A 12,870-nucleotide genomic window follows, 5' to 3' on the forward strand; every position below is an offset into this window, starting at 1 on the left:
GTGCAAAAAATTACCTAAAATGGTGGCTATGAACGACAATTTACAACTTTCTCACGCAGCTTTTTCCCACGCAGTTTTCTTTTCAATATGCTGCTGCTGCTGTTGTTGCTAATTTCTCGTTCTTCGTTTAAGTCACGTTAACTATTTTAAGGTACTTCTCATGTGCGCCCGACACTCTTCTCAAAAAAAGCAATGGCTAAATACTCCTTTTTTATACGCCATTATGATTGTTCTAGGCATTCTCAGTGGTTATTCTGATATTACGGTCTTAAAAATTTTCGGTTTATTTATTGCGGATGTTTTTATTAAAATTTTCAAGTGCATAAGTCTTCCCATTATTGCTTTGTCAATTATTGTCACCTTATCCAACTATCGTGCAGATGGAGTCATGCGAAAAGTCTGGAGCCGCGCAATGTCTTATACGCTGGGTACGACGTTGGTAGCAGCAGCAGTGAGTTGTGTTCTCTATATTCTTATTCATCCCGGTATGGTAAATGTCATCAACCAACATACTGCCACGCCAGAAACCAATCAACTTGGTTATTTTCAACATGTGGCTAACTTAATTCCTTCTTCTATCCTCTCCCCTTTTCTTGAGCATCAAGTCATGGGGGTATTATTGATGGGAATTGTGATTGGGATTGCCATTCGCTTTATTCCTGAAGCCGAAGCAAGACATACTATCACCCAATTTTTCCGCGGGGCTCATGGCTTATTCATGGTCATTACCGGTTGGGTCATTGCTATTATTCCTGTGGGTTTGTACGGCTTTATCGCAACAACCGTAGTGCAATTGCGTGAAGGGATGGCGATTAAAGGCATAGGAGAATATTTACTAATTATTGTGTTAGCGAATTTAATTCAAGGCTTTATTATTTTACCCTTGTGGCTTAAATCCCAGGGTATTAAGCCTTTTGCGGCTCTTAAAGGTATGCTTCCAGCATTATCAGTGGCCTTTTTTTCCAAGTCATCGGTAGGTACTTTGCCGATAACAATGGAAACCGCCGAGAAAAATTTAAATGTTAAGCCTGAAATTAGTCGTTTTGTACTGCCTCTTTGCACGAGCTTGAATATGAATGGTTGTGCCGCATTTATTTTTGCAACCGTTATTTACCTTATGCAAAATCATGGCATCGAAATCTCATTGCCTATGATGGGACTATGGGTTGTAATTTCAACAATTGCTGCAATAGGCAATGCTGGTGTTCCCATGGGATGCTTTTTCTTAAGTGCCAGTTTGTTGGCCAGTATGAATGTACCTATTACGTTATTAGGGATTATCTTACCCTTCTACAGCTTGATAGATATGCTAGAAACAGCCCTAAATGTCTGGTCTGATTCTTGTGTAGCCAAAGTAGTGAATGAAAAAGCTGAGACGGAGGAGGTTATTCACACAGGGGTGGTGGCTGGATGAGGCTATCCACGCCTTTATTTTGTCGAATTAATTAGAGAGTTGGTTAAACTAAGACCAACATTTTTTTTAAGCTTTAGATAAAATCTCTTCACAAATAATTTGGTAAATTAGAGTTAAATCTTCTAAATCTTTTAAAGACACGCATTCATTCACTTGATGAATGGTTGCATTAGTTGGGCCGAGCTCAATGACTTCTACACCGTAAGGAGCAATAAAACGACCATCTGAGGTGCCGCCACCAGTGGATAATTCTGGTGTTCTGTCAGTAACCTGTTGGATGGCTTTTACACAACTATCTAATAGTTGACCTTTTGCTGTTAGAAAAGGCTCACCATTTAATTGCCAATGAATATCAGGCTGTAATCTATAATGATGAAAACAATCCTCTACTGCTTTTTTTAAGCCATTTGCTGTTTGTTCTGTTGAAAAGCGAAAATTAAACTGAAGTGTTAACTCACCAGGGATAATATTGCCAGCCTGTCCCCCTGCATTGATATGGGTAATTTGTAAGGAGGTGGGAGGAAAATGCGCATTACCTTTATCCCAAACTCTTCCGGTTAATTCGGCCAACACGGGACTAATAGTATGAATAGGATTTTCAGCGAGATGAGGATAAGCTACATGTCCCTGTTTACCGTGTAAACTTAATCGACCTGTGAGCGACCCTCGGCGACCAATTTTAATCACATCGCCTAGAGATGAGCTACTGGAAGGTTCTCCTACAATACAAAACTTGGGCCTGACATTAAGCTTTATTAGTTCAGACATTATATAAGGGGTGCCAAGAGCAAAGTCGTCTCCTTCCTCCCCGCTGGTAATTAAAAACCCAAGACTTCCTGAAAATTTAGGGTGTTGATAGACAAAGCGTTCTGCCATAACCATCATCGCGGCAAGACTGCCTTTCATATCAGCCGTTCCTCGTCCGTAGAGCATTCCATCCTCTTCCTGTAGGAGGAATGGTTCCGTATGCCATTTGCTGGTTTCACCCACAGGAACAACATCGGTATGTCCGGCAAAAATCAGCAAAGGGTCAGTATTTCCAAGTTGGGCAAAAAAATTAGCAACAGGAGGGTTATCAAAGCGGTAGCATTGAAAGCCAAGTTGTTCAAAAAAACGAATCATATAATTCTGGCAGCCCCTGTCAAAAGGGGTAACGGAAGGAAAACCCACCAGTTTGGCAAGCAGTGATTTAACAGTATGCATGCTATTTAATATCTCTTAATAACTCATTAATACTGACTTTGGCACGTGTTTTCTCATCAACTTGTTTAACAATCACCGCACAATAAAGGCTATAGCGTCCTTCTTCGCCTGGCATGTTGCCGGGAACGACCACTGAGCCTGCAGGAATACGTCCATAACTAATGGTATCGGTTAACCGATTATAAATTTTTGTACTCTGCCCCAGAAACACACCCATGGATAGGACTGAGTCGCGCTCAACAATAACGCCTTCAACAACCTCCGAGCGTGCACCAATAAAGCAGTTATCCTCAATGATGGTAGGATTGGCTTGTAAAGGTTCCAGCACGCCGCCAATACCTGCACCACCGGATAAATGCACATTTTTACCGATTTGTGCGCAAGAACCAACGGTTGCCCAAGTGTCAACCATGACACCCTCATCAATATAGGCGCCAATATTCACATAAGAGGGCATCAAAACCGTATTTTTACCAATAAAAGCACCTCGTCTTACCATCGCATGAGGAACTACGCGCGCCCCAGTTTGTTCAAACTCATGGGTTTGGTAGGTTGAAAATTTAAGGGGGACTTTATCATAAAATTTGCAAAATCCGGCATCCATTATCTGGTTTGAATTTAATTTGAAGGAAAGAAGTACGGCTTTTTTGATCCATTGATGAACTACCCACTGCTCATTGATTTTTTCAGCAACACGATAATGTCCCTGATCTAATCCTTCGATTACCTCATCTACTGCTTCAATAATTTCTTTAGAGGCTGTATCGGGTGATAATTCCTGTCGTTGCTCAAAGCCAAGCTCAATTGTTGTTTGTAGTGAATTCATAGGTATTATTAGCAAATAAACTAGCAATCTAGTATAGCGAAACGAAGGCATTATAGAAATGGTATAGGATGCTTTAAAGCTTCGAGTTTTCACTGAGTGATATAGCGAGTATACTCCTTCACAATTTAAAGAATGGTGGGTGAACTATGCGTTTGTTAATTACGGGTGCTGCAGGTTTTATTGGTTTTCATTTGGCAAAATTCCGTCTGGAATGTGGCGATACCGTGATTGCTGTTGATAATCTTACTGATTATTATGATGTTCGTTTAAAACAAGCGCGTCTTGAGTTGCTACATAACTATCCCAATTTTCAATTTTATCCTGTAGATATTGCTGATGCAGCAGCCATCAATGAGGTATTTATTCAACATAGCCCTGAGCGAGTGGTAAATTTGGCAGCACAAGCAGGTGTCCGCTACTCCTTAACCAATCCTCATGCTTATATACAATCCAATGTGGTTGGATTTACCAATATTATTGAGGCTTGTCGTCATCATCATATTAAACATTTGGTTTATGCCTCTACAAGTTCTGTTTATGGAGCGAATGCTACTCAACCTTATAAAGAAACGGATGCAGTTAATCATCCTCTGACTATTTATGCCGCCACTAAAAAAGCAAATGAGTTGATAGCTCATTCCTATTCCCATCTCTATCAGCTACCCACTACAGGATTACGGTTTTTTACCGTGTATGGACCCTGGGGAAGACCTGATATGGCCTTTTTTTCCTTTACGCGTGATATTTTGGCAGGCAATCCTATTAAGGTTTACAATCATGGGCAAATGCAACGTGATTTCACTTATATTGATGATATTATCGCGGGTATTACTTTGGCCATTGATACACCGGCTGCTGCTGACGCCTCATGGTCTGCCGATGCTCCCAGTGCAGCGGGTAGTTATGCTCCTTATAAAATTTATAACATCGGGTGCGGCAATCCAGTAAATTTAATGGATTATATTGAGGCTATTGAAGAGGCTACAGGTAAAAAGGCAATCAAAGAGTTTATGCCAATGCAGGCAGGAGATGTCCTATCAACTCATGCGGATACTCAGCGGCTAAGAGAGGAGTTAGGGTATTTACCTAAAACAGATTTTCGAGAAGGCGTGGCCCGTTTTGTTCAATGGTATTTAGATTTTTACTGCTAGTTTAATCTTCAATGGCTACTTTATTTCTTATTCCACAGGATCAATTCTGTGAGGCTACATCAGCACAAGTCAGTCAAGTGCTTAAAATTGGCCCCTATGATTTTAGAGCTATTATTCTTGATACAGAAGGAATGGCTATTGCTCTGTACGCTAAAGAGAACTCGCTTTAAGTTTTGGTTTGGGCTTTGGAAAGTTAAGGTCAGTAAGCCCCGCTTGCAATCTTATTGCCCATTCACCTAGCGAGTTACTTGTTTCAACTTTTTTAATTTTAAAAAATTTATCTGATAAGCCACATTCTCTTTTCAAATGCTCTCTTAACGTGGCATTAATCCCCGCAAGAATGCATCTTTTTGCGCTACTTGCGCAGTTGTTATTCACTAGGGAGTAGCGTTTTGACTTCTCTTTCTCCATTGCTTCCAGTACAGCCCGCTCATTAATATGAAATGGCAAGCCACTGTCGCTTGTGGGTAATTCAATGGAGTGATTAGGATGCTTGCCTTTCGTTATTCGGAAAGTCTTAAAGCTGTTTTCCATCCGCTCTAAAAGCTCCTTTTTTTGCTTAATATCCGCTTGTAACTGTTTAAGATCATCCTGATTTTTACCATTCAGTTTGTTAAGGCACTGTTTTAAAGAATTTTCATAATAAGTAATACCTTTCGCTGTTATATCCAACTTATCCTGACATGCCTTCATTTCTTGGTCATAATTACTTTTAAGCAGAGTTAAATTATCTTCTAGTAAGCTTACTTGATGAGCTAATTGTTGTAGCGTATCACTTACCGCTCTCTGCTTTATTTCTACAGATTTTCTGTCTGTCTTTGTTTTTTCATCTGGATGAGTTAATTTCTCAAAATAGTTTAATTTTTTTTCAAGAAAATTAAATGTACTCAGGTTACTTTTAATGTGTTCTTTTACTGCTGCTATCTCTTGTTGTAGGGTGTTACAGTTGTTTTCAAAGGATGAGCTGATAATCTGCTTTTTTTCGAGAAGAGTGGCCATCTCCGTTGTTAATTGCTCAACTCTGTTTTGGAAGGTTGGATAATTAGCCAATTCCGCGGTTAATACTGTTTCCTGGACGGACAAGGAGAGAAGATGTTCCTTTAAAGCTTCAATTTCCAGTAAAGCAAAATCTTTTTTAACCTGGTGATGTCGAATAACCTTAATAGAATGAGGGCTATTTTCCCTCTTCATGTCACTCTGATGAGTAGCCAGCTTGCTTTCGACCCCTGTGGTTGGCTTGCGAAAATGGCATAGACTCATACAATCCTGTAGAAAATCCCGATCGGTGGGGGTGGTCTTTGGCCAAAAGCTGTGAGTATAGGAAATGGTACGAACAGGCTTTTGTGCGTAGCCTCTCTCTGTAGACTCAGGGAGTATACCAAAGGTTTTAGACATGATTAAATCATGAGGATTTTTTTCCACAGCAGAATAATATTCTGCAGTCTCATTTATCTCGAGTTGAAAATTTACATGTCCGACATTTTCTTCGCCACTTGCAAAAAAACCGGCTAAGATGCCGTGGTTACTTAATTTTTTGCCGAAAAGTTTTGTGGTGGATAGCCAAATATTAACTTCAATCATACAACAATTAAAAACAACACTAAAACTGGACTCTAACATCAGAATATTAAGGTATTCTTAAATTTGCTCATTTTTCATAAATTATTTTCTTTTTGTACATATGAAGGTACTAAATGAGAGATTTTCAGAGTTCTTTAGGTGAGCCAGTAAAGTAGATTTGATCAGCATTTCGATGATTATTGAGGCGGCGCATGAGGGGTGCGTGGGTCGAAAACGACCCCCATCGTTTAATAGCAACTAAAGTGATTCAGGCTTTAAAACTAGCGATTAAATTATCTTTTTCTTGCCAACTATTATTTAGCCAGACTCTAAATTCTTCCTGTACACTTTCATTTTCAACCAGGGAAGAATTAATAAATTGTTTAGGAATAGGGAGGTGTCTGACATGAACTTTAATTGCATTAATTCTTCGACATAAGAAATCCCATAAAGAATATTTATTTGAGTAAATAATAGTAACGTCCAGTAAACTGGTAAATTGCTGTCCCATTGCACTAATCACAAAACTGATACCACCTGCTTTCGGTTTTAATAAAAATTGATAGGGTGATTGCTGTTGTTTTCTTTTTTGTGAACTGAAGCGTGTTCCTTCAACAAAGCTCATAACGGCAGCTGGTGTATGCTTAAATAATTCAACAGCTTTACGAGTAGCTTGCAAATCTTTACCTTTTTTATGAGGTTTCTTCTCAAGGTACGCCTTTGAGTAGCGTTTCATAAAAGGACATCCCATGGCCCACCAGGCAAATCCTAAAAAAGGTATCCATTTTAATTGGTCTTTAATAAAAAATTTTAATACTGGAGTTTTGCGGTTAAAAAGCCGCTGTAAAACCACAATATCAAGCCAACTTTGATGATTAGCGATGACTAAATACCAGTTTTTACGATGGAGCCCCTCCAGTCCATTAACTTCCCAGACAATTTTTTGCGTGCGATTAATATAGGCATTATTGATGGTATTCCACAAACTGGCAATTGAATCCACGCATTTTGTGCATAAAATTTTCCAGCGGCGATTGGGGAAAAATTTTAATATCCCTATGAAAAGAATGGGGATAAAACCCAGAAAAGTAGTGAGAACCAGTATAATTATGGCGGCGATTCCATAAAACTGGCCCCCAGAGGCTTTTGCATTCTCCACTATTTTCTCCATTTAAAACGAATAGACATTATTCCTAATAAACCTGTTTACCACAAAAAGTTAAGTTCTCAGAGGAGCATCTTAATTCTAGGCTTTTAATGCATAGCTTAAGTCAGCGATTAAATCATCGATATGTTCGATACCAACAGAAAGTCTGATAAAGCCATCTTCAATCCCTAATACTTTTCGAGTTTCAGGTGGAACAGAAGCGTGCGTCATTATAGCAGGGTGTTCAATCAAGCTTTCTACACCACCTAAGCTTTCTGCCAGAGTAAATAACTCGCAGCGTGATAAAAATCGCGTGGCTGTTTCCAAAGCGCCTTTGACTACCATGGAAATCATACCGCCAAACGCATGCATTTGCTCTTGTGCTAATTGATGTTGAGGATGACTGGCCAAACCGGGATAAATAACTTTTGAGATACCAGGGTGTTTTTCAAGCCATTGCGCCAGAGCATTGGCATTTTCACAATGGCGTTGCATTCTTACAGAGAGGGTCTTTAAACTTCTTAATACCAGAAAACTGTCAAAAGGTCCGGCTATTCCACCACAAGAATTCTGCAAAAAAGCCAGTTTTTCACTTAAAGCTGGACTATCGCCAACAACAACTACACCACCTACAACATCGGAATGACCATTTAAATACTTGGTCGCTGAATGTAAAACGAGATCAAAGCCAAGTTCAATTGGGCGCTGAATCCACGGAGTAGCAAAAGTATTATCCGCAACTGAAATCAGATTGTGACGCCTGGCGACTGATGAAATTTCACGTAAATTGGCTAATTTTAACATGGGATTGGAGGGAGTTTCCACCCAAATCATTTTGGTTTGAGGACGAATTGCTGCCTCTATTTTGTTGATATCTTTCATATCAACAAAAGAAAAGGACAAATTAGATGTGCGCGTTTTCACTTTATCGAATAGTCTGAAAGTTCCGCCATAAAGATCATCCGTTGCAATGACATGATCTCCTGCATCTAAAAGATCAATGACCGTATTTATGGCCGCCATACCTGAGGCGAAGGCAAAACCTTTTTGACCAGACTCAAGACTGGCTACACAATCTTCATAGGCTTTACGAGTTGGATTATGCGTTCTAGAATACTCGTAACCCTGGTGCACGCCAGGCGCTACCTGGCGATAAGTTGAAGTGGCATAAATTGGGGTCATTACTGCACCAGTGCTGGGATCAGGTTGTTGTCCAGCATGAATTGCACGTGTGTCAAAATGAGTTTTGTCCATGGATTCCCCTCTTAAGTTGCATGTCCGGCAAAAAGTACAAGAGCAGTGTATAATATTCTAATAAAATGCGTTGAATAATTACTTGTACAGGTTTTTAATAAAAAAACGCTATGAAAGCGTCATTCTAGTGAGGGATTAATGCGTAGGCAAGAAATTAGTTATGAAAAAGTTGCCTCTGCGGCTGAATCTGTAAGACAGCAGGGGAAGGAGCCCTCCCTAACCAATATTTGTGAAGAATTGGGGATTATTTCTTTTACCCCTGAGTTGTCCTCACTGCTGGAAAAATGGTATCACAATCAACCGGAGTTTCAGCGTTCAGTCAATGCTCCGCTTTCTAAGAACATTAAAATTGAAACCAGTGAGATACTTGAGAAAAATGTAGAGCTGGAAAAATCGCTCTCTTTGCTGCGAGCCACTTTGGAGTCTACGGCCGATGGCATTATGATGGTAAACGGCAAAGGTCAGGTTGTCGATTGGAATCAGAAATTTGTTGAAATGTGGCGTATTCCTTCTTATATGCTTGAATCAGGTACAGAAAGTATAGGATTTGAATATATTCTAGAGCAGTTGAGTAATCCCGCAGCAGTTATTGCAGATGTTCAATACCTTTATGAAAATCCGGAATGGCAAGGAGAGCTACCCTTACTGCACTTTAAAGATGGTCGAATATTTGAGCGTTATACTCAACCGCAACGTGTTGGCTCAGAGATTGTAGGTCGGGTCTACAGCTTTCGCGATGTGACTCAAAAAATGATGGCAGACGATGAATTACGTATTCGTGAAAGAGCAATTGAGGCCAGTACTCATGGTGTAGCTATAATTGATATCACTAAAAAAGATCAACCCATCATATACGTCAACAAGGCCTTCGAACGCATCACAGGATACAACCAAAAACAAATTATAGGACAAAGCATTTCACAAATTATTGGCTCTAAAATTGATCAGGTTAACCAAAAGCGAGTTGAATTGGCCATTCGGGAGCAGCGAGAGGAAACGGTTGAACTTGAAAGCTATCGACGTAATGGTGAGATGTATTGGTCTGAATTAAGTGTTGCGCCAGTCAGTGATTCTTTCGGAAAAATCAGACATTTTATAGGAATTATAAATGATATTACTCAGCGTCGCGAAATGGAAAAACAGCTGGTCAGACAGGCCACGCACGATTCGCTAACAGAGTTACCCAATCGTGTGCTTTTAATGGATAGGGTCGAGCAAGCGATCCTACAGGCCAAAAAGAAGAAATCCCTGCTAGGCTTTCTCTTTCTGGACTTAGATCGATTCAAAATGACTAATGATACATTGGGGCACAGTATTGGCGATAAATTACTACAGGCTGTTGCTAATCGTTTACTAATTGCTACGAATGATTATGACACGGTGGCTCGATTAGGGGGTGATGAGTTTGTTATTCTTTTACCTGAGCTGAGTTCAGAAGTACAGGCTCAGCAGATGGCTCAAGAAATTTTACATTTAATCGAAAAACCATTTCAGATTGATCAACATAGTCTCAAAATAACTGGCAGTATAGGAATTAGTTATTATCCAAAGGATGGACTGGACTATGAATCTTTAATGAAAAATGCTGATTTATCAATGTATCATGCCAAAGACAGCGGCCGTAACAGCTATCGTGTTTTTGAGCAGGAAATGAATAAACGCGTTATCAATCACATGCAATTGAATAACGCTTTACATGACGCAATGAAAAAAAATGAGCTCTATCTGGTTTATCAGCCGTTGATTAATTTAAAAAAACGTCGAGTCGTCGGATTTGAAGCCTTGCTACGTTGGAACAGCCATTTATTGGGACAAGTCTCTCCTGCTGATTTTATTGGTATGGCGGAGGAAAATGGTTTAATTATTGATATTGGTAAATGGGTATTAGAGCAGGCTTGTACCCAGCTGTTGGCATGGCATCGCCAGGGACTGAAAGATTTATCTATTGCTGTTAATATTTCAGGAAGACAATTTAGACAGAGTCAATTACCAGAAGTGATTGGTGGTGTTTTGGAAAAAACAGGCTTATCGGCAAAATATCTAGAACTTGAGTTAACAGAAAGTCTTTTGGTAGATGATATCGAGCATGCTGTAGAAACAATGTATCAATTAAAAGATATGGGCATGAAGCTGGTAATTGATGATTTCGGTACAGGTTATTCCAGTTTATCTTACCTCAAGCAATTTCCTGTGGATAAATTAAAAATAGATCGTTCTTTTATAAGTGAGTTGGTCAACAAAGAAAATGACGCCGCTATTGCAAGGGCTATTATTAACCTTGGGCACAGCTTAAACCTGGAGGTATTGGCAGAGGGAGTAGAAACCGAGATTCAGAAGAATTTTGTTGTTCAGCACGGCTGCGACTATGCACAAGGCTATTATTTTAAACCACCTGCGACACCCGAAGCTTTAAAAGAATTTTTAAAACGTTATCCGAAGTACTAATAATTTCCCGCTTATCATCAACTTCCTGCGCTTATACGCGGTACGTCCGCAGTCTACAACGATATCTTAACAATTAATCACCTGTTTTGCTTAACCCTCTCTCAACGAGAAGCCAGGGGTGTAGGCAGAAATGGGATCAAGGGCGAAGGTGTCACAGTATAATTACTATTTCAACTTGAACAGCAGAATACCGCAAGAGGCTTGTACGCAAGAGGATAGATTTTCCTCATCAGTTGCCCCTCTTCAGGGCCGGTATGATTTTTGCTGGGAATTAATGGAATAGTTCGAAATTTAATAAAAGAACTTCTTTCTTACATTTGGAGCGTTTTGGTATGCATTAATTTACGCCAAGGTCGATGTCTTTAAATACTAGCTTATCACTTTGCCTAATATAAGTGATGGAAAATTAAGGATAGTAAATCTTGGGATAGATGAGGCTAAGAGTAACTGGTTTCATTGACTGAGATGGCAATGGAGAGAATGATGAAAAGCGTGACCGTTATTGGCGCTGGTTTGGCTGGAACCTTGGTGTCGCTTTATATGGCCAGGCGGGGTTATGAAGTTGATATTTTTGAATCAAGACCTGATATTCGAATAGAAAAACTAGATCGGGGTCGTTCAATTAACCTTGCGTTATCTTGTCGCGGCATTACCGGATTAGCTGGCGTAGATTTAATGCCTGAAGTTGAGAAAATAATGGTACCCATGCGAGCAAGAGCAATTCATGAGGCTAATGGTGAAATTAAATTTCAGCCGTTTGGTCGTCACCACAGTGAATATATCAATGCTATCCATCGTAGTGAGTTAAATGCCCTGTTACTTAATGCTGCGGAAAAAAATCCACGGATTCATTTACATTTTGATATGAAATTAGTAAATCTTGATGTAATGGACAAAAAATTAGTACTTTACAATAAAAATCAAGAATATATCACCAAACCTTATGAGGTGGTCATTGGTGCCGATGGGGCTGGTTCTTCTGTTCGCGAAGAATTAGTTAAAAAAAATCTGGTGCGAGCTTCGAGACATTTTCTACCCCATGGTTATAAAGAATTGTCCATTTCGCGCAGTAATTCCTCTGAGTTTATACCAGAGCATTTGCACCTTTGGCCCAGAGATTCGTTTATGCTTCTGGGCAACCCTAACCGTGATAATTCCATTACAGGAACATTGTTTTTATCTCTTCAAGGCAAGAACAGCTTTGCTGAGCTTGGTAACGAAATGGCTATTCACTCTTTCTTTAAAAAAGAATTTCCAGATGCCTACGAAGCAATGCCTGATTTAATTGGGGAGTTTTTTAATCATCCAACCGGCAACTTAAGTACAGTTAGATGCTCACCCTGGTATGTTAGTAATCATTGTTTATTAATAGGTGATGCCGCGCATGGTATTGTGCCTTTCTTTGGCCAAGGAATGAATAGTTCTTTTGAGGATTGCCGCATTTTAAACGAGCTTTTGGACAATTATCAGGATAATTGGCAGCAAGTAATGCCAGCTTTTTTTACAGCGCGCAAGGTAAATACGGATGCTGTAGCAGAAATGTCAATGGACAATTATCATGAAATACAAACGGATATACGGGATGAACAATTTAATTTGAAGAAACAACTGGAGCAAGAATTAATGCATCGTTATCCAGGGCGATATATTTCAAAACATGTTTTGGTAATGTTTACCAATACACCTTATGCCACAGCCAAGGCATATGGAGAACTACAGCAGGAGGTTTTAGATAAAATATGTGAAAAAGTGAGATCAATAAATGAGATAGATTGGGAAAAGGTGAATAAAATAATGAGGCAATATGACAAAAATTTGGCGAATTTAAACTCAAAAATAAAAAATTCTTTAACATAAGCGATTAAATTGG

General features: G+C 39.5%; 10 protein-coding genes. 5 read left to right on the forward strand and 5 right to left on the reverse strand.

What is annotated here, in order from left to right; translation table 11 throughout:
* Positions 1 to 160: 160 nt before the first annotated feature.
* Positions 161 to 1,414, forward strand: coding sequence for a dicarboxylate/amino acid:cation symporter (locus clem_RS04870; RefSeq protein WP_094090596.1), 1,254 nt, complete (start codon positions 161 to 163; stop codon positions 1,412 to 1,414).
* A 66-nt stretch (positions 1,415 to 1,480) separates the two neighbouring features.
* Here the strand turns inward: clem_RS04870 and dapE are convergent, their stop codons facing one another.
* Both dapE and dapD read right to left on the reverse strand, forming a co-directional pair.
* On the reverse strand, positions 1,481 to 2,617 hold the full coding sequence (gene dapE / locus clem_RS04875) for a succinyl-diaminopimelate desuccinylase (protein WP_094090597.1): 1,137 nt from the start codon (positions 2,615 to 2,617) through the stop codon (positions 1,481 to 1,483).
* 1 nt (position 2,618) lies between these two features.
* A complete protein-coding gene (gene dapD / locus clem_RS04880; RefSeq protein WP_094092271.1) occupies positions 2,619 to 3,443 on the reverse strand; it encodes a 2,3,4,5-tetrahydropyridine-2,6-dicarboxylate N-succinyltransferase in 825 nt (274 codons plus the stop codon).
* Between the two features lie 146 nt (positions 3,444 to 3,589).
* On the opposite strand from dapD, the gene clem_RS04885 reads away from it, so the two are divergent.
* Together clem_RS04885 and clem_RS14775 are read left to right on the forward strand one after the other, a co-directional pair.
* Entirely contained in the window at positions 3,590 to 4,594 is a 1,005-nt protein-coding gene (locus clem_RS04885) for an NAD-dependent epimerase (protein WP_094090598.1), read from the forward strand.
* An 11-nt stretch (positions 4,595 to 4,605) separates the two neighbouring features.
* The gene (locus tag clem_RS14775) at positions 4,606 to 4,764 is read left to right on the forward strand and encodes a hypothetical protein (RefSeq protein WP_157698182.1); all 159 of its coding nucleotides are present in this window, start codon (positions 4,606 to 4,608) and stop codon (positions 4,762 to 4,764) included.
* Here clem_RS14775 and clem_RS04890 read toward each other — a convergent pair.
* The 3 genes from clem_RS04890 to clem_RS04900 all read right to left on the reverse strand — a co-directional run bounded on the left by clem_RS04890 (position 4,745) and on the right by clem_RS04900 (position 8,555).
* Positions 4,745 to 6,214 carry a hypothetical protein gene (locus clem_RS04890; protein WP_094090599.1) on the reverse strand — a complete coding sequence of 490 codons (1,470 nt, stop codon included), beginning with the start codon at positions 6,212 to 6,214 and terminating at the stop codon, positions 4,745 to 4,747. The two genes, clem_RS14775 and clem_RS04890, sit on opposite strands and share 20 nt — an antisense overlap.
* A gap of 208 nt (positions 6,215 to 6,422) precedes the next feature.
* Positions 6,423 to 7,313, reverse strand: a complete 891-nt coding sequence (locus clem_RS04895; protein ID WP_094090600.1) for an acyltransferase — start codon at positions 7,311 to 7,313, stop codon at positions 6,423 to 6,425.
* Positions 7,314 to 7,400: 87 nt separating this feature from the next.
* Complete coding sequence (locus tag clem_RS04900) at positions 7,401 to 8,555, reverse strand: cystathionine gamma-synthase (protein WP_094090601.1); 1,155 nt, start codon at positions 8,553 to 8,555, stop codon at positions 7,401 to 7,403.
* 138 nt (positions 8,556 to 8,693) lie between these two features.
* Between clem_RS04900 and clem_RS04905 the strand changes: the two genes are divergently transcribed.
* Both clem_RS04905 and clem_RS04910 read left to right on the forward strand, forming a co-directional pair.
* Positions 8,694 to 11,000 carry an EAL domain-containing protein gene (locus clem_RS04905; protein ID WP_094090602.1) on the forward strand — a complete coding sequence of 769 codons (2,307 nt, stop codon included), beginning with the start codon at positions 8,694 to 8,696 and terminating at the stop codon, positions 10,998 to 11,000.
* Between the two features lie 483 nt (positions 11,001 to 11,483).
* Positions 11,484 to 12,857, forward strand: coding sequence for an FAD-dependent oxidoreductase (locus clem_RS04910; protein WP_094090603.1), 1,374 nt, complete (start codon positions 11,484 to 11,486; stop codon positions 12,855 to 12,857).
* Positions 12,858 to 12,870: the final 13 nt, after the last annotated feature.

Source organism: Legionella clemsonensis (assembly GCF_002240035.1).
Lineage (GTDB): Bacteria > Pseudomonadota > Gammaproteobacteria > Legionellales > Legionellaceae > Tatlockia > Tatlockia clemsonensis.